This is a genomic window from Pseudonocardia sp. EC080619-01, from assembly GCF_001420995.1.
Taxonomy (GTDB): domain Bacteria; phylum Actinomycetota; class Actinomycetes; order Mycobacteriales; family Pseudonocardiaceae; genus Pseudonocardia.
This window is the reverse complement of record NZ_CP012184.1, coordinates 1,263,936-1,287,112: the sequence shown is the minus strand read 5'-3', so window position 1 is coordinate 1,287,112 and position 23,177 is coordinate 1,263,936. Positions and strand designations below refer to the sequence as shown.

18 protein-coding genes are annotated in these 23,177 nt (G+C 74.3%); 9 read left to right on the top strand and 9 right to left on the bottom strand.

Features of this window, described 5'->3' with window-relative positions:
• Positions 1-9 precede the first annotated feature (9 nt).
• From AD017_RS05945 to AD017_RS05905, 9 genes are all read right to left on the bottom strand, one after another.
• Positions 10-1,074, bottom strand: a complete 1,065-nt coding sequence (locus AD017_RS05945) for a magnesium and cobalt transport protein CorA (protein ID WP_060573374.1) — start codon at positions 1,072-1,074, stop codon at positions 10-12.
• Between the two features lie 174 nt (positions 1,075-1,248).
• Positions 1,249-2,115: an alpha/beta fold hydrolase gene (locus AD017_RS05940; protein WP_060573372.1), complete on the bottom strand. Its 867-nt coding sequence runs from the start codon at positions 2,113-2,115 to the stop codon at positions 1,249-1,251.
• Between the two features lie 220 nt (positions 2,116-2,335).
• Positions 2,336-3,031, bottom strand: coding sequence for a response regulator (locus AD017_RS05935; RefSeq protein ID WP_060573370.1), 696 nt, complete (start codon positions 3,029-3,031; stop codon positions 2,336-2,338).
• Positions 3,028-5,565 carry a DUF4118 domain-containing protein gene (locus tag AD017_RS05930; RefSeq protein ID WP_060573368.1) on the bottom strand — a complete coding sequence of 846 codons (2,538 nt, stop codon included), beginning with the start codon at positions 5,563-5,565 and terminating at the stop codon, positions 3,028-3,030. Before AD017_RS05930 ends, AD017_RS05935 begins: the two co-directional genes overlap by 4 nt.
• Positions 5,566-5,582: 17 nt before the next feature.
• Positions 5,583-6,188, bottom strand: a complete 606-nt coding sequence (locus AD017_RS05925; protein WP_060573366.1) for a potassium-transporting ATPase subunit C — start codon at positions 6,186-6,188, stop codon at positions 5,583-5,585.
• Between the two features lie 2 nt (positions 6,189-6,190).
• The gene (gene kdpB / locus AD017_RS05920) at positions 6,191-8,290 is read right to left on the bottom strand and encodes a potassium-transporting ATPase subunit KdpB (RefSeq protein ID WP_060573364.1); all 2,100 of its coding nucleotides are present in this window, start codon (positions 8,288-8,290) and stop codon (positions 6,191-6,193) included.
• Positions 8,287-9,978, bottom strand: a complete 1,692-nt coding sequence (gene kdpA, locus AD017_RS05915) for a potassium-transporting ATPase subunit KdpA (protein WP_060573362.1) — start codon at positions 9,976-9,978, stop codon at positions 8,287-8,289. The genes kdpB and kdpA overlap by 4 nt, the downstream gene beginning before the upstream one ends.
• Positions 9,978-10,355 carry a K(+)-transporting ATPase subunit F gene (kdpF, locus tag AD017_RS37350; protein ID WP_082399074.1) on the bottom strand — a complete coding sequence of 126 codons (378 nt, stop codon included), beginning with the start codon at positions 10,353-10,355 and terminating at the stop codon, positions 9,978-9,980. The genes kdpA and kdpF overlap by 1 nt, the downstream gene beginning before the upstream one ends.
• 93 nt (positions 10,356-10,448) lie before the next feature.
• A complete protein-coding gene (locus AD017_RS05905; protein WP_227012672.1) occupies positions 10,449-11,234 on the bottom strand; it encodes a CAP domain-containing protein in 786 nt (261 codons plus the stop codon).
• A gap of 22 nt (positions 11,235-11,256) precedes the next feature.
• Here AD017_RS05905 and AD017_RS05900 point away from each other — a divergent pair, with 22 nt between their 5' ends.
• The 9 genes from AD017_RS05900 (at position 11,257) to AD017_RS05860 (ending at position 23,170) form a co-directional block, all read left to right on the top strand.
• A complete protein-coding gene (locus tag AD017_RS05900) occupies positions 11,257-11,547 on the top strand; it encodes an acylphosphatase (protein ID WP_029239800.1) in 291 nt (96 codons plus the stop codon).
• 84 nt (positions 11,548-11,631) lie between these two features.
• Positions 11,632-12,048 carry a VOC family protein gene (locus AD017_RS05895; protein ID WP_010237268.1) on the top strand — a complete coding sequence of 139 codons (417 nt, stop codon included), beginning with the start codon at positions 11,632-11,634 and terminating at the stop codon, positions 12,046-12,048.
• Positions 12,049-12,156: 108 nt separating this feature from the next.
• Complete coding sequence (gene smc, locus AD017_RS05890) at positions 12,157-15,765, top strand: chromosome segregation protein SMC (RefSeq protein WP_060573358.1); 3,609 nt, start codon at positions 12,157-12,159, stop codon at positions 15,763-15,765.
• Positions 15,766-15,814: 49 nt separating this feature from the next.
• Positions 15,815-17,557 carry a signal recognition particle-docking protein FtsY gene (gene ftsY, locus AD017_RS05885; protein ID WP_060573357.1) on the top strand — a complete coding sequence of 581 codons (1,743 nt, stop codon included), beginning with the start codon at positions 15,815-15,817 and terminating at the stop codon, positions 17,555-17,557.
• Positions 17,558-17,890: 333 nt separating this feature from the next.
• Entirely contained in the window at positions 17,891-19,147 is a 1,257-nt protein-coding gene (locus AD017_RS05880) for an ammonium transporter (RefSeq protein ID WP_304440542.1), read from the top strand.
• Between the two features lie 3 nt (positions 19,148-19,150).
• The gene (locus AD017_RS05875) at positions 19,151-19,489 is read left to right on the top strand and encodes a P-II family nitrogen regulator (RefSeq protein WP_010225327.1); all 339 of its coding nucleotides are present in this window, start codon (positions 19,151-19,153) and stop codon (positions 19,487-19,489) included.
• 145 nt (positions 19,490-19,634) lie between these two features.
• Positions 19,635-22,019 (top strand): [protein-PII] uridylyltransferase, encoded by a 2,385-nt coding sequence (locus tag AD017_RS05870; RefSeq protein ID WP_060573355.1) that lies wholly within the window; start codon positions 19,635-19,637, stop codon positions 22,017-22,019.
• Between the two features lie 80 nt (positions 22,020-22,099).
• Positions 22,100-22,438, top strand: coding sequence for a P-II family nitrogen regulator (locus AD017_RS05865; RefSeq protein ID WP_010236519.1), 339 nt, complete (start codon positions 22,100-22,102; stop codon positions 22,436-22,438).
• A gap of 99 nt (positions 22,439-22,537) precedes the next feature.
• Positions 22,538-23,170 (top strand): AAA family ATPase, encoded by a 633-nt coding sequence (locus tag AD017_RS05860; protein ID WP_060573353.1) that lies wholly within the window; start codon positions 22,538-22,540, stop codon positions 23,168-23,170.
• Positions 23,171-23,177: the final 7 nt, after the last annotated feature.

The window sequence follows — 23,177 nt, the reverse complement described above, 5'->3', positions numbered from 1 at the left end:
CGGGACCGGTCAGAGCCAGTCGTTGAACTTGAACATCGCGAAGAGCCCGACGGCGAGCAGCACCATGAGCCCGAACGCCATCGGGTAGCCGAACATCCAGTGCAGCTCCGGCATGTAGTCGAAGTTCATGCCGTAGACGCCGGCGATCAGGCTGGGCGCGAAGAGGATCGCCGCCCAGGACGACACCTTCTTCATCTGCTCGTTCTGCTGGAACCCGGCCTCGGTCAGCCGCGTCATCTCGTCGTTCTGCCGCTGCGCGACCAGGGTCGCGTTGACGGTGAGGATGTTGCCGAGCAGGTCCCGGAAACCCTCGACCCGCTCACGGACCCTTGTGGCGTGGTCGATGACGTCCCGCATCGCCCGTCGCAGCTCGACGTCCGGGCTCGGCCCGGATTTCGCGAACCGGCCGCGCAGCTCGAGGAAGATCTCCTGCAGCGGTTCCACCGCCCGCTGGAAGGCGATCACCTCGCGGGTCAGCTGGTAGATCCGCCGGGAGACGTGCGGGTCGCCGCGGAAGACCTGCTCCTCGATCTCGTCGATGTCGTCCTGCAGGCCGTCGAGGACCGGGATGTAGTCGTCGACGACCCGGTCGAGGACGGCGTAGAGCACCGCCATCGGGCCGTGCGCCAGCAGCTCCGGGTCACGCTCCAGTCGTTCACGGACCTCGCCGAGGTCCGGCTCGACCGCGTGCCGGACGGTGAGCACGAAGTCCGGGCCGAGGAACAGGTGCACCTCGCCGATCTGCACGACCTCGTCGCGGTCGACGTAGCGGGCCGGGCGCAGCACGACGAACTCGGTGTCGCCGTAGCGCTCCATCTTCGGCCGCTGGTGGGCGTTGACGGTGTCCTCGACGGCGAGGGAGTGGAGGTCGAACTCCTTCGCGAGCTCCTCGATCTCCTCGACGTCCGGGCGGAGCATGCCGATCCAGCAGAAGCTGTACGGGGCGGTGGACCCGTCGCCGTCGCCGGTGTGGTCGCTCCGGCAGCGGTGCAGCTCCTCGAGCGCACCGTCGACCGACGCCGGGGCGGCGGCCCGCCGGCCGTCGACGTACACCGCGTTGTCGATCACCGACATGCCTGCGACCTCCCGCCGACCTCGCGTTCCCGGGTGTCCGACCGGGCCGTCGTGCAGGGTAACCACCCCGCTCACGCTCCGCCGACCGGTCGCGAGCCGCCTCGCCGACCCGCTGGGAGATCCGGGGCACCTCCGGTGGGAGGTGTGACGGCTGGCGCGGCGCTCCCGGCACGGTCACCCCGTGACGCCGCCCGGACGGTGCAGGTCCGCGACCGCGGCGACGACCGCGCCGGATGCGCTGTGGGAGAGCAGGTGGCCCGCGCCCGCCACCACCGTCGTCTCCGTTCCGAGCATCCGCCGGGCCGGGACGGCGAGCCGGTGCGCCGGGAAGAAGCGGTCACCGGCGCCGGCCAGCACCCGGAACGGCGTCCGCCCCCAGCCGGTCAGCACCGGCGTCGGCAGCGGTGCGGGCGCCAGGCTGGTGCGGGCGTGCCGCGCCACCAGCGTCATCCACTCGATCAACCGGTCCCGCTCCGGGACGGTCGCGCCGCCGTCCATCGTTCCCAGCAGCCGGTCCGACCACCGCTCCGTCCGCCGCAGCGTCCATCCGAGGGCCGCGGTGAGGACCCCGGGATCCACCCGGGCCGTGACGAGGCCCGCGGGCGCCACGAGCACCATGCCCGTGATCCGCGGGGCCGGCTCGGCACACAGCGCCACGGCCGCGCCGAGTGACTCGCCGACGACGACCATCGGCTCGGTGCCGAGGTGGGCCTGCACCTCGGCGAACCACCGGCGGTGCCGCGTCACGCGGTCGTCCCGGTACCGCACGCCGGAGCTCAGGCCGGGCTGGCCCGGCAGGTCGGGCACGGTGACCCGGTGGGTCGCAGCCAACTCGGTGACGAGCCCGACGGACGCTGCGACGCCGAAGTTGGTACCCGGCAGCAGGAGGACCCGCGGGCCGTCGCCGACGGTCGTCAGGTGGGTGTGCCCCAGCGAGGTACCCACGACCTGCCGCTCGGCGGCGGGCAGGTGCCGGTCCAGCACGCCGCGGCACCAGTCCTGGACGATCCGGCGCCCCGGCTCCGAACGGTAGATCTGCACGAGTGGTCCTCCCGGCGAACGACGGTTCCGCTCGCCGACCAGACTTCCCGGCACACCGAGGACGATCGTAGGGCCACCCGTGCGGCGGCAGGCCTGCCCGGGCCGTCAAGATCGGGCGGGCCCCGCGGGAGATCAGGAACGGCCGCGTCCGGTGTCGTCGCCGGGCCGTCGTCGCGGCGTTCCCGGGGTCGTCGTCCGCGACCACCGAGGCGATGCCGGCTCAGGTCTCGAACCGGTACCCTATACCGGCCTCGGTGATCAGATATCGGGGTGCGGACGGCACCGGCTCCAGCTTCCGCCGTAGCTGGGCCAGGTAGACCCGCAGGTAGTGGGTCTCGGTGTCGTAGCTCGGCCCCCACACCTCGTGCAGGAGCCGCCGCCGGTCGACGAGCTTGCCGCGGTTGCGGACGAGCACCTCGAGGATCCCCCACTCGGTCGGGGTGAGGTGGACGTCCCCGCCGCCGGAGTCCACGACGGTCTTCGCCGCCAGGTCGACGGTGAAGGCGTCGGTCCTGATCACCGCCTCGCCGTCCACGGTCGTGACGGCGGCCCTGCGGACGGCCGCGCGGAGCCGGGCGAGCAGTTCCGCCATCCCGAACGGCTTGGTGACGTAGTCGTCCGCGCCGGCGTCGAGGGCACGGACCTTGTCGCCGGAGTCGCCGCGCGCGGACAGCACGATGATCGGCACGGCGCTCCAGCCGCGGATCCCCTCGATGACCTCGGACCCGTGCAGGTCGGGCAGCCCGAGATCGAGCACGACGACGTCGGGGTGCCCGTCCGCTGCCCGGCGCAGTGCCGCGGCCCCGTCCTCGGCGAGGAGTACGGCGTACCCGTGCGCCGCGAGGTTGATCCGGAGCGCGCGCAGGATCTGCGGATCGTCGTCGACGACCAGGACCGTGGTCCGCACCCCGGTCACCGCCGGGCTCCCGCCGGCGCAGCGGGCAGTGACACGACCACCGTCAGTCCACCCCCGGGTGTGTCCTCCACGGTCAGGGTGCCGCCCATCGCCGTCGTGAGGCCCTGTGCCACGGAGAGTCCCAGACCGAGGCCGCTGGTCGCATCCCGGTCCCCGAGTCGCTGGAACGCGGCGAACAGGTCACCCATCCGCCGCCGCGGTACGCCGGGACCGCGGTCGACGACACGCAGCTCGACGCGGTCGGAGTGCGCGCTGGCCCGTACCGTCACGCCCCTCCCGCCGTGCCGCAGGGCGTTGTCGATCACGTTCGCGATCACCCGCTCCAGCAGGCCCGAGTCGGCGACGACGTCAGGGACGTCCTCCGCGACCGCGACCGTGACGTCTCCGGCCCCGTCCAGGCCGATCAACGCGGTCGCCACCACCTCGTCGTAGCCGACGGGGGCGAGCAGCGGCGTCACGGCACCCGCGGCCAGCCGGGAGGAGTCGAGCAGGTTGTCCACCAGGTTGCTGAGCCGGTCCGCGGACTCCTCGACGGTGGCGAGCAGCTCCGCGCGGTCGTCGTCGGGGAGCCGCAGCCCGGGATCGCGCAGACTGCCGACCGCGGCCTTGATGGAGGTCAGCGGGGTCCGGAGGTCGTGGCCGACCGCGGAGAGCAGCGCTCCGCGGGTCTCGTTGACCTCTGCCCGGCGTTCGGCGTCGGCGGCACCGGCCTCGGACCGTTGACCCCGCAGTGCCAGCAGCGCCTGCCCGCCGACCGTCTCCAGCAGGCGGCGATCGGCGGCCGGCAGTGTCCGCCCGGTCCCGATCAGGTGCAGGCCGTCGTCGACGAGCACGTCGACGTCGGCCTGCTCGGGGCGGCCACACCCGACCGGTCCGGCGGAGGCGATCACGTTCCAGGCCCGGTCCGGCCCGCGCTCCAGCAGGGCGGCGCAGGTCAGTCCGAAGGTCTCGCGAACCTTGGTCAGGAGGCGTGGGAGCGGGTCCGCCCTGGTGAGGACGGTCCGCGCGAACGACGCGAGCAGCGCAGCCTCGGCCCGGGCCCGCGCGGCCTGCTCCGCCTGCCGGGCCGCGCGGTCCACGACGAGCGCGACCAGCACCCCGGCCAGCAGCAGCGCGACGACGGTGAGCAGGTTCCCGGCGGCGGCCACGTTCAGCGAGTAGAAGGGCTGGGTGAAGAAGAAGTTCAGAAGGATCCCGCCGAGCAACGCCGCGAGCAGCGCCGGGCCGAGGCCGCCGGCCAGCGCTGCGAGCACCGTGGCCAGGAAGTAGAGCACCACGTCGGTGGACAGGTCGACCACCCCGGTGAACGCGACGCCCAGCACGGTTGCGGCGGCCGGGCCGATGACGGCGGTCACCCAGCCCGCGATCTGACGCCCGTAGGGCAGCCCGTTCCGCAGGGTGGGGAGCCGCAGCACCCGTCCGGCACTGTCGTGGGTGACCATGTGGACGTCGATCGGACCGGACTCCTGTACGACCCGCGCCCCGATCCCCGGGGCGAACAGCCGCGCCACCCGGGACCGGCGCGAGGTCCCCAGCACCAGCTGGGTGGCGTTGACCCCACGGGCGAAGTCGAGCAGGGCACGGGTGACGGCGTCCGCCCCGCCGTCGCCGACGGCGGTGTGGAAGCTCGCGCCGACGTCGTCGGCGAGCCGGCGGATCCGGTCGACCGAGCCCACCGGCGCGGCCGCAAGGCCGTCCCCGCGCAGCACGTGGACCGCGATCAGGTCGGCCTTGCCGGAGCGGGTCGCGATCCGGGCGGCCCGCCGCAGCACGGTCTCCGACTCCGCCCCGCCGGTGAGCGCGACGACGACCCGTTCCCGCGTCTCCCACACGTCGGTGACCTGCTCGTCGGCCCGGTAGCGCAGCAGGGCGACGTCGACCTCGTCGGCGACCCAGAGCAGCGCGAGCTCCCGCAGCGCGATCAGGTTCGGGACCTTGAAGTAGTGCCCGAGCGCGGCGTCGATCTTCTCGGCGGGGTAGACGTTGCCGTGCGCCAGGCGCCTGCGCAGCGCCTCCGGGGTGATGTCGACCAGCTCCAGCTGCTCGGCCCGGCGGACGACCTCGTCCGGCACGGTCTCGCGCTGGCGGGCCCCGGTGATCCGGTGCACGACGTCGCCGAGCGACTCCAGGTGCTGCACGTTCACCGTGGAGATGACGTCGATGCCCGCCTCCAGGAGCTCCTCGACGTCCTCCCAGCGCTTGGCGTGCCGCCCGCCGGGCGCGTTGGTGTGCGCGAGCTCGTCGACCAGCACGACCTCCGGACGCCGGGCCAGTACCGCGTCGAGGTCCAGTTCCTCCAGGACGACCCCGCCGTGCGTCACCCGCCGCCGCGGCACCACCTCGAGCCCCTCCAGCGCCGCGGCGGTCCGGTCCCGGCCGTGCGTCTCGACGACCCCGACCACCACGTCGGTGCCGCGCCCGAGCCTGCGGTGGGCCTCGCCGAGCATGGCGAAGGTCTTGCCGACCCCGGGCGCGGCACCGAGATGGATGCGCAGCTCGCCACGCGGCCCGCCGCGCACCTTCTCGTCGCTCATCGACGAATGATCCCGCATCAGCCGGTTGCGTCCCGGACGGCGAGGTTCAGCTCGGTGACGTTCACCCGCGGGCTGCCGAGAAACCCGAGCGTGCGCCCGGTCGTGGCCTCGGCGACGAGCTCCCGGACCCGGTCCGGGTCCAGGCCGGTGACCCGGGCGACCCGGGGGGCCTGCAGGGCGGCGTACTCCGGGCTGATGTCCGGGTCCAGGCCGGACCCGGACGCGGTCACCGCGTCCGCGGGGACGATCTCGGGCGCGACGCCCTCCCGGGCCGCGATCAGCCGCTGCCGCTCGGTGACGGACTCGACCAGCTCGGCGTCGAACGCACCCTTGTTGGATCCGCCGGACGACGTCGTGTCCCCGGGACCGAGCACGTCCTCGGACGAGCCGGCCGGCCGGGTGTGGAAGTACGGGTCGGCGGCGGGGTCGGCGGCGACCGGGTCGATCCCGATCAGCGACGATCCGCTGCCGCCGGGCAGGATCGAGCCCTCGGCCCGGTCGTTCAGGCCCGGGATCCGGGCCACGCCCCAGATCGCGAGCGGGTAGACGATCCCGCACAGGACCGTCATGACGAGCAGCACGCGCAGGCCGACCGCGGTCTGGCGGCGCAGGGTGGTCAGCATCTTCAGACTCCGGGGATCAGACGGACGAGCAGGTCGATCAGGAAGATCCCGACGAACGGGGTGACGACCCCGCCCACTCCGTAGACGAGCAGGTTGCGGCGCAGCAGGCTCGCCGCCGAGGACGGCCGGTACCGCACGCCGCGCAGCGCGAGCGGGATCAGCACCACGATGATCAACGCGTTGAAGATCACCGCGGAGAGGATCGCGGACTCCGGCGTGGACAGGCCCATGATGTTGAGCAGGCCGAGCGACGGGTAGAGCGCGGCGAACATCGCGGGCAGGATCGCGAAGTACTTCGCGAGGTCGTTGGCCACCGAGAACGTGGTCAGCGCGCCCCGGGTGATCAGCAGCTGCTTGCCGATCCCGACGATCTCGATCAGCTTGGTCGGGTCCGAGTCGAGGTCGACCATGTTCCCGGCCTCCTTGGCGGCGGAGGTGCCGGTGTTCATCGCGACGCCGACGTCGGCCTGGGCCAGCGCCGGGGCGTCGTTGGTGCCGTCGCCGGTCATGGCGACCAGTCGCCCGCCGGACTGCTCGCGCCGGATCAGCGCGAGCTTGTCCTCCGGCGTGGCCTCGGCCAGGTGGTCGTCCACCCCGGCCTCGCAGGCGATCGCGGCCGCGGTGCGCGGGTTGTCGCCGGTGACCATCACCGTGCGGATCCCCATCGCCCGCAGCTCGGCGAACCGCTGCGCCATCCCCGGCTTGACCACGTCGGAGAGCTGGATCACGCCCAGGATCCGCGCGCCCCGCCCGCCCGGGTCGGTGCCGGTCGCCACCACCAGCGGGGTACCGCCGCCGTCGGAGACGGACTCCACCACCCGGTCCACCTCGGCGCGGACCGCGTCGTCGGCACCCGCCGCCCAGCCGAGCACGGCGGCCGTGGCGCCCTTGCGCACGGACGCCCCGCCCGCGTCGACGCCGGACATCCGGGTCTGCGCGGCGAACGGGACGAACTCCGCGACGGCCTCGGCGGCGTCGGCCTCGGGCGCCAGCCCGTGCTCGGCCGCGCAGAGCTCGACGATGCTGCGCCCCTCCGGGGTCTGGTCGGCCAGGCTGGACAGCCGGGCCGCGCGGGCGAGCTCGTCGAGACCGGTGCCGCCGACCGGGTGCAGCGCGGTGGCCCGCCGGTTCCCGAAGGTGATCGTGCCGGTCTTGTCCAGCAGCAGGGTGTCGATGTCGCCGGCCGCCTCCACGGCACGGCCCGACGTCGCGAGCACGTTGCGCTGCACCAGGCGGTCCATGCCGGCGATGCCGATCGCGGACAGCAGCGCCCCGATCGTCGTCGGGATGAGGCAGACCAGCAGCGCCGACAGCACCAGGACCGGCACCTGGGACCCGGCGTAGGCGCTCATCGGCGCGACCGCGACGACGGCGAGCAGGAAGATGATCGTCAGTGCGGCGAGCAGGATCGTCAGCGCGATCTCGTTCGGCGTCTTGCGCCGCGCGGCCCCCTCGACCAGCCCGATCATGCGGTCGACGAAGGACTCGCCGGGCTTCGTGCTGATCTCGACGACGATCCGGTCCGACAGCACGGTGGTGCCGCCGGTCACGGCGCAGCGGTCGCCGCCCGCCTCCCGGATGACCGGTGCGGACTCGCCGGTGATCGCGGACTCGTCGACCGAGGCGATGCCGGAGACGACGTCGCCGTCCCCGGGGATCGTCTCCCCTGCCTCGACGACGACCCGGTCGCCGATCGTCAGCGCGGTGGCGGGCACCTGCTCCGCACGGTCGCTGCTGCCCTCGATCAGCCTGCGGGCGACCGTGTCCCGCTGGGTCGCCCGCAGCGACGCCGCCTGGGCCTTGCCGCGGCCCTCTGCGACCGCCTCGGCCAGGTTCGCGAACAGCACCGTGAACCACAGCCAGATCGCGATCAGCACGGCGAAGACGCTCGGGTCGACCACGGCGAGCACGGTGACCAGCACCGAGCCCACCCAGACGACGAACATCACCGGGTTGCGGGCCTGGACCCGCGGGGCGAGCTTGCGCAGCGCCTCCGGCACGGACTCGATCAGCTGCCGGGGCGCGAACGCCCCGGCACCGACCGGTGCCGCCGGGGTGTCCGGCCGCGGGTCCTCAGCGGGCGCGACGGTCTGGGCGGTCATGACAGTGCCTCCGCGATCGGTCCGAGAGCGAGTGCCGGGAAGAAGGTCAGGGCCGCGACGAGCAGCACGGTCCCGCCGACGAGGCCCGCGAAGAGCACGCCGTCGGTGGGCAGCGTCCCGGCGCCCGCCGGGGTGCGCCGCTGCCCGGCGAGCGCACCGGCCAGCCCGAGCACGGCCAGGATCGGCACGAACCGGCCGAACAGCATCGCGATGCCGAGACCGGCCTGGAAGAAGTCGTTCGTGACGGTCAGTCCGGCGAACGCCGAGCCGTTGTTGTTGGCGGCCGACGCCCACGCGTAGAGGACCTCGGAGAAGCCGTGCGCACCGTCGTTGTTCAGGGCGTCGAGCGTGCCGGGGAGCACCACCGCGAGGCCGGCGCCGAGCAGCACCAGCGACGGCATGGCCAGGATCGACACCGCGGCGAACGTGACCTCCCGGCGGCCGAGCTTCTTGCCCAGGTACTCCGGGGTCCGCCCGACCATCAGCCCGGCCAGGAACACCGCGACGATCGCGAGCACCAGCATGCCGTAGAGGCCCGCACCGACCCCGCCGGGCGCGACCTCGCCGAGCAGCATGTTGAGGATCAGCACGCCGCCGCCCGCACCGGAGAAGCTGTCGTGCATCGCGTTGACCGCACCGGTCGAGGTGCCGGTCGTCGAGACGGCCCACAGCACCGAGGCCGGGATGCCGAACCGGACCTCCTTGCCCTCCATCGAGCCGCCCGCGATCAGCGCGGCCGGGCCGTTCGGGAACGCCTCGGCCAGCCACACCAGCGCGGTGAACATTGCCCAGATGCCGGTCATCACCGACAGCAGCACGACACCCTGCCGGACCCGGCCGACCATGACGCCGAACGTCCTGGTCAGCGCGACCGGGACGAGCAGGAGCAGGAAGTTCTCCAGCAGGTTCGTGAACGGGTTCGGGTTCTCGAACGGGTGCGCCGAGTTCGCGTTGAAGATCCCGCCACCGTTGGTGCCGAGCTCCTTGATCGCCTCCTGGGAGGCGGTGGGCGCGTTCGGCAGGGTGTGCGTCGATCCGTCGACGGTGACGACGTCGACCCCGGCCCGCAGGGACTGGGTGACCCCGGCGGCCACCAGCACGATCGCCGCGACCGCGGCGATCGGCAGCAGGATCCGGGTGACGCCGCGGGTGAGATCGACCCAGAAGTTGCCGATCCGCCCGTCGTCGGCGCCGCTGCTCGCGAACGCGCGCACCAGCGCGACCGCCACCGCCATGCCCACCGCGGCGGACACGAAGTTCTGCACGGTCAGGCCCGCCATCTGCACGGTGTGCCCGAGGACGGCCTCGCCCGAGTAGGACTGCCAGTTCGTGTTGGTCACGAACGACACCGCGGTGTTGAACGCCATCGACGGCGACACCGAGTCGGCGTCGTCGGTGCCGCGGCCGAATCCCAGCGGCAGGAACGCCTGCAGCCGCTGCATCAGGTGGAGCAGCACGATCGAGACGAAGGAGAACCCGAGGATGCCCGCGGCGTAGGTGGTCCACCGCTGGCCGGTGCCGGCGTCCACCCGCACCAGCCGGTACAGCGCCCGCTCGACGCGCCAGTGTCCGGTGTCGGTGTAGACCCGCGCCATCCAGTCGCCGAGCGGCTTCCAGGCCAGTCCGAGGAACAGGACCAGTGCCCCGAGCTGGATCAGCCCGGCGGCGGTGTCGGAGAGCCCGCCCATCAGAACTTCTCCGGGCGCAACAGTGCCACCACCAGGTAGACCAGCAGTGCCAGGGCGATCAGGCCCCCGGCGATGTTCGCGATCACAGCTTCTCCATCCCACGCAGGATCAGCGCGAGGACGACGAAGGCGGCGATCAGCAGCACGGCGTACAGCACGTCGGCCACAGCATGTCCCTTCTCGACTCCCGCCGCGGTTGTGCGGCTGCGGAATCCTGCGCGGTGGCGGACCGGTACGGGCGTGCCGATGACGTGCCGTTGACGGGTGCGACCACTCGTCCTTACGGGTTCCTGACGCCGCTGTGGCGGCGGCCACCCGTCCGGGTCCGTGTGCCGGAGCCCAGCAGGGTTCGTCGTCAGGGTTCCGTCGACGGCGCATGCCGCGCAGCGGGACCAGCGGTGTCCTGGGCGGATGGTGCGCCGCCGCTACGCCGCCGTCCGACGGGCCGGTGCGCCGGCCCGGTGTCGTCGGCTACCGGCCGAAGTCCTGGGTCCAGTAGCCGTCGGCGAGACCGATGCCGATCGTGCTCAGCGAGCAGTCGAGGATGTTCCGCCGGTGCCCCGGTGACTCCATCCAGTCCTGCACCACGGTCGCCGCGTCGGGCTGGCCCATGGCGATGTTCTCCGCGCCGGGGGAGCCGTAGCCGGCCGCGGTGATGCGGTCGGCGAAGTCCCGGCCGTCGCGGCTGTCGTGCGCGAAGTAGCCGTTCGCGGCCATGTCGTCGCTGTGCGCCTGCGCGGCGGCGGTGATCCGCCGGTCGTGCGTCAGCGGCGCGCAGCCCACCTGCGCGCGCTCGGCGTTGGTCAGTTCGACGACCCGGGCGAGCTGCCCGGACAGACCGGCCACCCCGGCCGCGACCCGGTCCGGCACCGCGCGGGGCCCCGGTGCGGGGGCCGGGCGCGGCTCGGCCACGGCAGCCGCCGCGGCGGCCCGGAACGCCTCGGCCGCCTGCTGCGCCGACCGGGCCGGGAAACCCGGGTCGGCCGCAGCGCCCGCGAACGCGGAGCGGGCCAGGCCGGCCGCGTCGAACGCCGGTGGGGGGACGCTCCGGTCAGCGTGATCGACGACGTCGGCCGTGGGGAGCGCGGCCGACGCCGCACCGACGGCACGCAGCGGGACGGTCTCCGCGACCGTCCCCTCCGGACCGGGCAGCGCCGTGACCAGCGGGGTCAGCGGCGCGGCCATGGCGAGCACCGCTCCGGCCCCGATCCCGCCGAGCACCGCGACGGGGGCCCGCGGAGTGCGTCGTCCGATCACGGTCGGGTAACGTACCAGCACTGTGAGTAGCAACACAGATTCGTCCGTTCGGCTCACCGCATGGGTCCGAGGGGAGGTGCAGGGTGTCGGTTTCCGCTGGTGGACCCGGGCACGTGCGCTCGAGCTGGGACTCGTCGGACAGGCCCGCAACCTCCCCGACGGCCGGGTGGCGGTGACCGCGGAGGGGGGCCGTCCGGACTGCGAGACCCTGCTCGACCTGCTGAAGGGCGGCGGTACGCCGGGCCGGGTGACCTCGGTCTCCGAGCAGTGGAGCGCCGCGACCGGGACGTTCGCCGGGTTCGTCGAGGCGTAGCCGTCACGGATGCGGGCCCGCCGACGAGTCCCGCCCGGAGCAGCCGGTCGTCACCGGCCCGCACCGCCGCCCGAGGAGGCCCGCATGTCCGTCCGCCTGAACCCGTACCTGCACTTCGAGTCGACCGGCCGCGAGGCACTGGAGTTCTACCGCTCCGTCCTCGGCGGCGAGCTGCAGATCATGACCTTCGGGGACATGGGCGCCGAGGGCCCGGTGCCGCCGCCCGAGGGGGTCATGCACGGCTACCTGGAGACCCCGGACGGCTTCGTCCTGATGGCCTCCGACGGCGAGCCGGGCCGCGAGGCCGGTGCCCCCACCGGCATCTCGGTCAGCCTGTCCGGCGACGACCCCGGCAAGCTCGGCGGCTGGTTCACCGCGCTCGCCGAGGGCGGCACGATCGACGTGCCGTTCGAGAAGCAGATGTGGGGCGACCTGTTCGGGCAGGTCACCGACCGGTTCGGGATCCGCTGGCTGGTGAACGCGGCCGATCCGCAGGCCTGACCCCGGCGCGGCGGGACGACCTGCGGGCCGCCCCGCCGCGTGCCGTCCACGGACCGCGTCCCCGTGCCGATAGCCTGGAGGCTTCCCGCTCCCTGGAGACCCGCGCCCGTGCACCTCAAGACGCTGACGATGAAGGGCTTCAAGTCCTTCGCCTCGGCCACCACCCTGCGCCTGGAACCCGGGATCACCTGCGTCGTCGGCCCGAACGGGTCCGGCAAGTCCAACGTCGTCGACGCGATCAGCTGGGTGCTCGGCGAGCAGGGGGCCAAGGCCCTGCGCGGCGGGAAGATGGAGGACGTGATCTTCGCCGGCACGTCCGGCCGGTCGGCGCTGGGCCGCGCCGAGGTCACCCTCACCATCGACAACTCCGACGGCGCGCTGCCGATCGACTACTCCGAGGTCTCGGTGACCCGCCGGATGTTCCGCGACGGCGCGGGCGAGTACGAGATCAACGGGGCCCGGGCCCGGCTGCTCGACGTCCAGGAGCTGCTGAGCGACTCCGGCATCGGCCGGGAGATGCACGTGATCGTCGGGCAGGGCCAGCTCGACGGGGTGCTGCAGTCGAAGCCGGAGGACCGGCGCGCCTACATCGAGGAGGCGGCAGGCGTCCTCAAGCACCGCAAGCGCAAGGAGAAGGCGCTGCGGAAGCTCGACGCGATGCAGGCCAACCTGACCCGGCTCACCGACCTCACCGCCGAGCTGCGCCGCCAGCTCAAGCCGCTCGGGCGGCAGGCCGAGATCGCCCGCAAGGCCCAGTCGGTGCAGACCGAGCTGCGCGACGCGCGCCTGCGGCTCGCCGCCGACGACCTGGTGACCCTGCAGGAGGAGATCACCCGCGAGGAGGCCGACCAGGACCAGGCCCGCCGCCGCCGCGCCGAGACCGAGGAGCAGCTCGACACCGCCCGCGAGCGCCAGCAGGAGCTCGAGACGGCCCTCGCCGCCGACGCGCCGCGGCTGCAGGCCGCCCAGGACACCTGGTACCAGCTCTCCGCGCTGGCCGAGCGCCTGCGCGGCACCGTGCGGCTGGCCGAGGAGCGGGTCCGGCACCTGACGTCGTCCGACGCGGCCGAACGCACCCCCGGCCGGGACCCGGACGAGACCGAGGCCGAGGCGGACGCGATCGCCGAGCAGGAGGAGGAGCTCGTCGCCGGGGTCGCCGAGGCGCGCCGCCGGCTCGACGAGGCCGTCACCGAGAAGGCGGAGCGCGAGCGGACCCTCGCCGCGGCCGAGCGCGAGCACCTCGCCGCCGTCCGGGCGATCGCGGACCGCCGGGCCGGGATCGCGACCCTCGCCGGCAAGGCCGACGCGCTGCGCTCCGGTGTCGCGGCGACCGCGGAGGAGATCGAGCGACTGTCCGAGGCCCTCGCCGAGGCGTCGACGCGGACCGAGCAGGCCGAGGCCGAGCTGGAGGAGGCCCGCGAGGGCCTGGGCCTCGACGCCTCCGACGAGAGCGGCGACGCCCTCGCCGAGCGGGTCGAGCAGGCCGAGGCCGCGCACCGCGCCGCGCAGGAGCGGGTGGCGGAGCTGGCCCGCGCCGAGCGCGACGCCGAGCAGCGCCGCGCGCACTGGCGGGCCCGGGTGGACGCCCTCGAGGTCGGACTCGTCCGCCGCGACGGCACCGGCGCGCTGCTCGGCTCCGGCACGGACGACGCCGCCGACGGCGTGCTCGGCGCGGTCGCCGAGCTCGTCGTGGTGGAGCCGTCGGCCCGGACCGCGGTCGCGGCCGCACTGGGCGAGGTCGCCGAGGGTGTCGCGGTGTCGTCGGTGCCGTCGGCGGCGGGTGCGCTGCGCGCCCTGCGCGACGGCGACGCCGGGCGGGCCGCGCTGCTGGTCGGCGGCGCCGGGGCCGGGGACGGACCGCCCGGGGCGGTGCCGGTGCCCGACGGCCCGCCGCCCGCCGGGCGCTGGGCCGCGTCGCTGGTCACCGCACCCCCTGCACTGGGTGCGCCGCTCGCCGCGCTGCTGCGGGAGGTCGTCGTCGTCGACGACCTGGGCGCCGCGGCCGCCGCGCTGGACGCCCGGCCCGACCTGACCGCCGTCACGACCGACGGGGACCTTCTCACCGCGCACGCCGCCCGCGGCGGTGCCGGGGCCGGGGAGGGCGCGCTGCAGCTGCAGGCCGCCGTCGACGACGCCGTCACCGAGCGGGACGCCGTCGACGCCGAGCTGGAGTCGCTGCGGCCCACCCTGGAGGGCGCCCGCGCCGAGGAGGAGGCGCGCGGCACCGACCTGGGCACCGCCCGGACCGCCGTCGCCGACGCCGACCGGCGCCGCGCCGCGGCCGCGGCCCAGCTGGGCCGCCTGGAGCAGGTCGTCTCCTCCGCCCGGGCCGAGGCGCAGCGGCTGCGCGAGCGGCGGGACGGCGTCGAGACCCGGCGGTCCGAGTCGCTGATCGAGCTGGAGGCCGCCGAGCACCAGCTGTCGCTCGCCGAGGACGCCCCGGTCGACGACGAGCCCGACACCGAGCTGCGCGACGAGGCCGCCGAGAAGGTCGAGGCCGTCCGCTCCGAGGAGGTCGAGTGCCGGCTGGCGCTGCGGACCGCGGAGGAGCGGGCCCGGGCGATCGCCGGCAAGGCCGAGTCGCTGCGCCGCCAGGCCCACTCCGAGCGTCAGGCCCGGGCCCGGGCGGAGGCGGCCGCCACCGAGCGGGAGCGGGCGTCGGAGATCGCCCGGCTCGTCGTCGACGCCGGTGGGACGGCGTCGGAGCGGATCGAGGTCTCGCTCGCCGCCGCGGCCGCGGAGCGCGACGAGATCCAGGCCGCCCGCGCCGACCGGGAGCGCGCCCACACCGAGGCCCGCGAGCAGACCACCCGGCTGACCGGGCTGCTGGAGAAGCTGACCGACGCCGTCCACCGCGACGAGATGGTGCGCCAGCAGACCCGGATGCGGCTCGAGCAGCTGACCGAGAAGATCCTCGCCGACCACGGCATCGGCATCGACGACCTGGTCGCCGAGTACGGCCCGGACGTGCCGGTGCCGCCGTCGGAGGCCGACGTCGCCGAGTACGAGACGGCGAAGGAGCGCGGCGACCAGGTGTCGGCGCCGCCCGCCGTGCCGTTCGACCGGGCCACCCAGGAACGCCGCCTGAAGCGGGCCGAGAAGGACCTCTCGCTGCTCGGCAAGGTGAACCCGCTCGCGCTGGAGGAGTTCGCGGCGCTGGAGGAGCGCTACCGGTTCCTCTCCACCCAGCTGGAGGACCTCAAGAACACCCGGCGCGACCTGCTCACCGTGGTCCGCGAGGTCGACGACAAGATCCTCGAGGTCTTCACGACCGCGTACCACGACGTCGCGCGGGAGTTCGAGACCGTGTTCGCGACGCTGTTCCCGGGCGGCGACGGGCGGCTCGTCCTCACCGACCCCGAGGACATGCTCACCACCGGCATCGAGGTGGAGGCCCGCCCGCCGGGCAAGAAGGTGAAGCGATTGTCGCTGCTGTCGGGCGGGGAGCGGTCGCTGACCGCGATGGCCCTGCTGGTGGCGATCTTCCGGGCGCGGCCGTCGCCGTTCTACGTGCTCGACGAGATCGAGGCGGCCCTCGACGACGTCAACCTCCGCCGGCTCATCTCGCTGATGGAGGAGCTGCGCGCGGCCAGCCAGCTCATCGTCATCACCCACCAGAAGCCGACGATGGAGGTCGCCGACGCGCTCTACGGCGTCTCCATGCGCGGCGACGGCATCACCCAGGTGATCTCGCAACGGTTGCGACCGGCGTCGTAGCGCGGTGTCCTGTGCGCCCGGGTGCACCGGGCGTGGCAGGGTTGGGCGGGTGACCACGCAGACCATCTGGATCGTCGTCGCGGTCGTCGTGGCCGTGCTGCTGATCGCCCTCGTCGCGGGGGTGGTGATCGCCCGCAGGCGGCGGATCAGCCTGCGGTCCGACGAGGAGCAGCGCGAGCTCGGGACCGAGCAGGAGACGCCGCGCACGGGCGGCACCTACCAGGCCGGGGGCGGCTTCGCCTTCTCCTCGGGCACGGCCACCGCGCCCGAACGGCCCCGCGCACCCGACGCCGGGGACACCGGCATCCCCGACACCACCGACACGGCCACGCCGGTCGACGAGACCCCGACCGCGGACGAGGTGCGCACCCCTCCCGGGGGCACCCCGGTCGTCGGCGGTGCCACCGAGGCCCGCACGCCGCCCGGCGGGATCCCGGTGAGCACCGCGCCGCCGGTCCCGTCCGCCGGCACGCCCAGCGGCCCGACGGTCCCGACCGAGCAGCGCGGCCCCGACCCGGGCACCGTCACGGGTACCCCGGGCGAGGGCCGGGTCATCGACACCGCCGAGGCCAGCAAGGATCCGGCGACCCGGCAGATCGCCCGGCCCGACGCCGGGACCGCCACCCCGGACGCCGGGACCACACAGCAGCTCCCGACCGAGCGGACCGGCGGGGCCGCCGGTGCCGCCGGTGCGGCGGCGACCGCACCGACAGCGCCGACAGCGCCGACCGAGCCCGTCGCACGGCCGGAGACCGGCACGTCGCCCACCGAGCCCGTCGCCCGGCCCACCGCGGACACCGCGCCGGCCGCCCCGGAGAGCCCCGCCGACGCGACGGCCCCGGTCGCCCCCGGCGCCCCGGCCGAGGACATCGATCCCGCCGAGGGCCGGATCGGCCGGCTGCGGGGGCGCCTCTCGCGCTCCCGGTCCGGGTTCGGGCAGAGCCTGCTCGGCCTGCTCGGCGCCGGCGACCTCGACGACGAGTCGTGGGAGGACGTCGAGGCCACCCTGCTGCAGGCCGACCTCGGCCCGGAGATGACCCAGGAGGTCACCGAGCAGCTGCGCGAGCAGCTCGCCGCCCGGGGCGTCCGGTCCGCGGAGCAGGTCCGCCAGACCCTGCACGACGTGCTCACCGGGGCGCTCGACACCGGCCAGGACCGCTCGGTGCACGCGCTGCCGCACGAGGGCCGGCCCGCCGTGCTCCTCGTCGTCGGCGTCAACGGCACCGGCAAGACGACGACCACCGGCAAGCTCGCCCGGGTGCTGGTCGCGGGCGGGCACCGGGTCACCCTCGGCGCCGCCGACACCTTCCGGGCGGCCGCCGCCGAGCAGCTGGTGACCTGGGGCGAGCGGTCCGGGGCCGGCGTCGTGCGCGGTCCGGAGGGATCGGACCCCGCCTCCGTCGCGTTCGACGCCGTCAAGCGCGGCACCGACGACGCCGTCGACGCCGTCCTGCTCGACACCGCGGGCCGGCTGCACACCAAGACCGGCCTGATGGACGAGCTCGGCAAGGTGAAGCGGGTCGTCGAGAAGCAGGCCCGGGTGGACGAGGTCCTCCTCGTCCTCGACGCCACCACCGGGCAGAACGGGCTCACCCAGGCCCGGGTGTTCGGCGAGGTCGTCGACGTCACCGGGATCGTGCTCACCAAGCTCGACGGCACCGCCAAGGGCGGCATCGTCTTCCGGGTGCAGCGCGAGCTCGGTGTCCCGGTGAAGCTGGTCGGGCTCGGCGAGGGCCCCGACGATCTCGCCCCGTTCGAGCCGAAGGCGTTCGTCGACGCCCTCCTGAACTGAGCGCGACGCCCGCACGAACGGCGCGGGAGCCTCTCCGGGGCTCCCGCGCCGTCGTCGTCCGCGGGTGTTACACCACGTGCTGCGGCTCACGAAACGGACCATCCGGATGACGTTCCGTACGCCGGATCCGGTTGGGTAACGCAACCGTCATCTGTTTCGGCGGCCTGTTAACGGGTGCGAAACGGACAGGCGCCGAGTGCGAAACACGGGATCACCATTGTTCCTCCCCAGTCGGACACCGACAGACGTGGGAGGGAACGGACCGTGCCACAGGAAGCCCTGAACGGCGGAGATACCGCCTGGATCCTCGCGAGCGCTGCGCTCGTACTGCTGATGACCCCGGGGGTGGCCCTGTTCTACGGCGGCCAGGCCCGGTCCAAGAGCGTCCTGAACATGATGATGATGTGCTTCAGCTCGCTGGGGCTCGTCGGCGTGCTGTGGATCCTCTTCGGTTACTCGATGACCTTCGGCACCGACCTCGGGGGCGGGCTGCTCGGCAACCCGTTCGAGGCGTTCGGTCTGTCGTCGGTCCTGGCGAACGACCAGGCCGAGAACGCGCTGCCGGACCTCGCGTTCGTCAGCTTCCAGGCGATGTTCGCGATCCTGACGGTCGCGCTGGTCGCCGGTGCCGCCGCCGACCGCATGAAGTTCGGCGCCTGGATGCTGTTCTCCGGGCTGTGGGCCACGCTGGTCTACTTCCCGATCGCGCACTGGGTCTTCGACCTGGAGCAGGGCTGGATCGCCACCTCGCTGGGCGCGCTGGACTTCGCCGGCGGTACCGCGGTGCACATCAACGCCGGTGTCGCCGCGCTGGTGCTCTGCATCATCCTCGGCAAGCGCCGCGGCTGGCCGCGTGAGGCCATGCGGCCGCACAACCTGACGATGGTCATGCTCGGTGCCGGTCTGCTGTGGTTCGGCTGGTTCGGCTTCAACGCCGGCTCCTCCGGTGCCGCCGACTGGGCCGCCGCCTACGCGTTCACCAACACCATCGCCGCCACCGCCGCCGCCATCCTCGGCTGGCTGCTGATCGAGAAGATCCGCTACGGCAAGGCCACCTCGCTGGGTGCCGCGTCGGGCATCGTCGCCGGTCTGGTCGCGATCACCCCGGCCTGTGCCTCGGTCTCGCCGCTGGGCGCCCTCGCCATCGGCGTCATCGCCGGTGCGCTGTCGGCCTACGCGGTCGGCTGGAAGTACAAGCTGGGCTACGACGACTCGTTCGACGTCGTCGGCGTCCACCTCGTCGCCGGCCTCTGGGGCACCCTGGCCATTGGCCTGTTCGCCACCGACATCGCCCCCGACGAGACCAACGGTCTCTTCTACGGCGGCGGCGCGGGCCAGCTCGGCATCCAGGCGGTCGCCGCACTCGCCACGATCGTCTACTGCGGCATCGTCACCACGATCATCGCCCTGGTCGTGAAGTTCACCCTGGGCCTGCGGGTCGAGGACGAGGCCGAGCAGACCGGTATCGACGAGGCGGAGCACGCCGAGACCGGCTACGAGTTCTCCGGCCTGCGTGGTGGCTCCGGCCTCGGCTCCGCGCCGAAGCCCCCGGCCGCCGCGCCGACCACCCCGGCGAAGCAGGAGGCCTGACCCATGAAGCTCGTGACCGCCATCGTCAAGCCGTTCGTCCTGGAGGACGTCAAGGGCGCGCTGGAGCAGATCGGTGTGCTCGGTCTGACCATCAGCGAGGTCCAGGGCTACGGCCGCCAGAAGGGCCACACCGAGGTCTACCGTGGCGCCGAGTACTCGGTCGACTTCGTGCCGAAGGTGCGGGTCGAGGTCGTCGTCGACGACGCCCTGCTGGACAAGGTCGTCGACGCGGTCGTCGAGGCCGCCCGCACCGGCAAGATCGGTGACGGCAAGGTCTGGGTGACCTCGGTCGAGACCGTCGTCCGCGTCCGCACCGGCGAGCGCGGCACCGACGCCATCTGATCACTCCGCAGCAAGGAGGACGGGCCCGTCGCATCCCACAGGGGAGTGCGGCGGGCCCGTCCTCCGTCCGGAACAGAAACGGACAATCCGGCCCGATCCGGCCGGGACGGGTCATGACGAGACAGGAAGCGGGTGGCGCGGAGCGATGACGGTCCTCGGGTCGGGCGAGGCGGCGGACCTGGTCAAGGCGAAATCGGTACTGCTGGAGTCCAACGGCCGGAACCATCACGGGCCGGAGGCGTTGCGGGCCGCCCTGGTCGACCTGCACGACTTCTGGCTCTCCTCGCGCTGTGCGGCACTGGGGTTCGGCGGCGACGGCAGCGGCGTCGCCCTCGTCGCCGTCGGGGCGCTGGGGCGTCGCGAGCTCTGCCCCTGGTCCGACCTCGATCTCGTCCTGCTGCACGACGGCCGCAAGGGGATCGACACCCTCGCCGAGCAGCTCTGGTACCCGCTGTGGGACGCGGGCCTCGGCCTCGACCACTCGGTGCGCACCCCGGGGCAGGCCGTCCAGATCGCCACCACCGACCTGCGTGCCGCGTTCGGCCTGCTCGAGGCCCGGCACATCGCCGGCGACGGGACGCTCGCGACGAAGGTCCGCGACGCCGTCCGGCAGGCCTGGCGGGCCGGGATGCGCAGCCGCTTCGACGAGATCGTCGACACCACCACCGAACGCTGGCAGCGCAACGGCGACGTCGCGCACCGGATCGAGCCCGACCTCAAGAACGGCCACGGCGGGCTGCGCGACGTGCAGCTGATCGACGCGCTCGCCACCGCGCAGCTGGTCGACCGGCCCTCGGCGGAGGTCGTCGCCGCCCGCTCGCTGCTGCTCGACGTCCGCACCGAGCTGCACCGCCGCTCGGGCCGGGCGCGGGACGTCCTGCGCGCCCAGGACGCCGACGACATCGCCGGGCTCATGGATCTCGGCGACCGCTTCGACCTGGCCCGGGCGCTGTCGGGAGGCGCCCGTGCCGTCGCGTTCGGCGCCGAGGTGGTGCTGCGCCAGGCCCGCAACGCGCTGCCCCGGCGCGGGCTCGCCGCCCTCCGGCGCGCGCCCGTCCGGCGGCCCCTGGACTCCGGCGTCGTCGAGCACGGCGGGGAGGTCGGGCTCGCCCGCGACGCCTCCGCCGCCAAGGACCCCGCGCTCGTCCTGCGGGTCGCGGCCACCGCCGCCCGCACCGGGCTGCCCATCTCCGCCGGCACCCTGACCCGGCTCGCCGACACCGCCCCCGAGCTGCGTACGCCGTGGCCGCGGGCGGCGCTGGCCGAGCTGCTCGCCCTGCTCGGCACCGGCCAGGCGATGGTCGGCGTGATCGAGTCCCTGGACCGGACCGGGCTGTGGGGGCGGCTGTTCCCCGAGTGGGGTGCGGTGCGGGACCTGCCGCCGCGGGACCGCACCCACGTCTGGACCGTCGACCGGCACCTGGTCGAGGTCGGCGCCCAGGCCGCGCGGCTGACCACCCGGGTCGCCCGCCCCGACCTGCTGCTGGTCGGCGCGCTGCTGCACGACATCGGCAAGGGCCGGGGCGGGGACCACTCGGTCGTCGGGGAGTCGCTGGTCCGGCAGATCGGCGAGCGGCTCGGGCTGCGCGCGGCCGACATGGAGCTGCTCGCCGCGATGGTCCGGCACCACCTGCTGCTGCCGCACACCGCGACCCGCCGCGACCCGGACGACCCCGCCACGGTGGCCCGGGTGCTGGACACGCTGCGGGAGACCGTCGGCGGTGACGACGCGGCCGTCGGCGTCCTGCTCGAGCTGCTCGACGCCCTCGCCGAGGCCGACTCTCTCGGCACCGGGCCCGGGGTGTGGAGCCCGTGGCGGCGCACCCTCATCCAGGGCCTGTCGGGCCGCTGCCTGTCCGCGCTGGACGGCAGGCCGTTCGTCGAGCCCGGCCCGCCGGACCCGGCGTACAAGGAGATGATCGAGGCGGTCGCCGAGGACGACCAGCCCCAGGTCCGGTTCTCCACCGGTGACGACGTCGCGACCGTCGCCGTCGCGGTCCCGGACCGGCGCGGGGCGCTGTCCGCGGTCGCCGGCGTGGTGGCGCTGCACTCGCTGCAGGTGCACGCCGCCGATCTCGCGACCGAGGCCGGGGTCGTCGTGGTCACCTTCGCCGTGACCCCGCGGTTCGGGGGCCTGCCGGACCCGGCGCTGGTCCGGTCCGATCTGGTCCGGGTGCTGTCCGGATCGCTCGAGCTGGGCGCGGCGCTGGCCCGCAAGGAACGCGACTACGCCCCCTCCACCCCGGAGGTGGAGCGCACCGCTCCGCCGCGGGTCCTCTGGTTCGACGACGAGGCCACCGGTGCCGTCGTGCTCGAGCTCCGCGGGACCGACCGGATCGGCCTGCTGCACCACGTCACCGCCGCGCTGGAGCGCACCGGGATCGATCTCGTCTGGGCCCGGGTCGAGACGCTCGGCTCCTCGGTCGTCGACTCGTTCGGCATCGCCGGGGCGCCCGAGCGGGCCGCCCGCAAGGAGATCGAGCGGGCGGTGCTGGCCGTCGCGGCCGGGCGGTCGGCGGCCCGCGCCTGAGCCGACCGGGGCCCGGACGCGACCCGGGCCGGGAACGGGGGCATCCTCTCGGGGCGAAACCGCGTCCGGAGGGGGAAGCGATGAAGCTGGTGACCGCGATCGTCAAGCCGTTCGTGCTGGCCGACGTCAGGGAGGCCCTGGAGGGGATCGGCGTGCTCGGCATGACCGTGACCGAGGTGCAGGGCTACGGCCGGCAGAAGGGCCACACCGAGGTCTACCGGGGTGCCGAGTACCAGGTCGATCTCGTGCCGAAGGTGCGGATCGAGGTCGTGGTCGGCGACGAGGTGGCGGACCGGGCCCTGCAGACCGTCGTCGACGCCGCACACACCGGGCGGATCGGCGACGGGAAGGTCTGGCTGACCGCGGTCGAGACCCTGGTGCGGGTACGGACCGGGGAGCGGGGCGACGACGCCGTGTGAGCGGGCCGCACCCGGCCGCCGCGGGCGGTGCTCGGGTGTGCCGTGCCGGACACGCCGCGTGACCGGAACGATCCCGGCCGCCCGACCGTTTCATCCCACATGACCACCGCCGGTGCCGTGCCGCTCGACGACGTGCCCCTGCCCCCGACCGCCGGCGCGGCGGCGGACCCCGTCCGCGCGGACGCGGACGCCGGGCCGCTCGTCGTGCACCTGCCAGGGCGGACGTTGCTGCTGGTCGCGGGCCTGCCCGGGGCGGGCAAGTCCACGCTGCTGGCCGAGCTGACCGGGTGCCCCGGCGTCCGGGTCCTCGACTCGGGTGAGTCCCGCGCCGCGCTCGCGGCCCGGCTGCCGGCGGGGACGCCGTACGCGGCCTACCGCTGGCTGACCCATCTGGCCCACCGGGCGTCGGTGGCCGGGGCCTGCGCCGGGCAGGCGGACACGGTCGTCGTGCACCTGCCGGCGACCGCGCCCCGGGTGCGGGCCGCGGTCCGCGGGCTCGCCCGGCTGACCGGCCGCGCACCGCACCTGCTGTGGCTGGACGTGCCGGCGGGACAGGCGCTCGCCGGGCAGCACGCGCGCGGCCGGGTCGTGCGGTCCCGCCCGTTCGACCGGCACGCCGGGCGTGCGGCACGCACCGCGGACCTGCTGCGTGCGGGGGGTGAACCGGGCTGGACCTCGGTGCGGACGACCGATCGCTCCGGCGCCCGCCGGGGCCTGGCGCTGGCCAAGTAGGCTGGTA

What these genes read in the sequence shown, in the direction of transcription:
- AD017_RS05945 (WP_060573374.1), bottom strand. Translation starts at nt 1,074, where the DNA reads ATGTCGGTGATCGACAACGCGGTGTACGTCGACGGCCGGCGGGCCGCC.
- kdpB (WP_060573364.1), bottom strand. Translation starts at nt 8,290, where the DNA reads ATGACCGCCCAGACCGTCGCGCCCGCTGAGGACCCGCGGCCGGACACC.
- AD017_RS05875 (WP_010225327.1), top strand. Translation starts at nt 19,151, where the DNA reads ATGAAGCTCGTGACCGCCATCGTCAAGCCGTTCGTCCTGGAGGACGTC.
- AD017_RS05930 (WP_060573368.1), bottom strand. Translation starts at nt 5,565, where the DNA reads ATGAGCGACGAGAAGGTGCGCGGCGGGCCGCGTGGCGAGCTGCGCATC.
- AD017_RS05895 (WP_010237268.1), top strand. Translation starts at nt 11,632, where the DNA reads ATGTCCGTCCGCCTGAACCCGTACCTGCACTTCGAGTCGACCGGCCGC.
- AD017_RS05870 (WP_060573355.1), top strand. Translation starts at nt 19,635, where the DNA reads ATGACGGTCCTCGGGTCGGGCGAGGCGGCGGACCTGGTCAAGGCGAAA.
- AD017_RS05880 (WP_304440542.1), top strand. Translation starts at nt 17,891, where the DNA reads ATGACCCCGGGGGTGGCCCTGTTCTACGGCGGCCAGGCCCGGTCCAAG.
- AD017_RS05865 (WP_010236519.1), top strand. Translation starts at nt 22,100, where the DNA reads ATGAAGCTGGTGACCGCGATCGTCAAGCCGTTCGTGCTGGCCGACGTC.
- AD017_RS05925 (WP_060573366.1), bottom strand. Translation starts at nt 6,188, where the DNA reads ATGCTGACCACCCTGCGCCGCCAGACCGCGGTCGGCCTGCGCGTGCTG.
- kdpA (WP_060573362.1), bottom strand. Translation starts at nt 9,978, where the DNA reads ATGGGCGGGCTCTCCGACACCGCCGCCGGGCTGATCCAGCTCGGGGCA.
- kdpF (WP_082399074.1), bottom strand. Translation starts at nt 10,355, where the DNA reads ATGCGCCGTCGACGGAACCCTGACGACGAACCCTGCTGGGCTCCGGCA.
- AD017_RS05860 (WP_060573353.1), top strand. Translation starts at nt 22,538, where the DNA reads ATGACCACCGCCGGTGCCGTGCCGCTCGACGACGTGCCCCTGCCCCCG.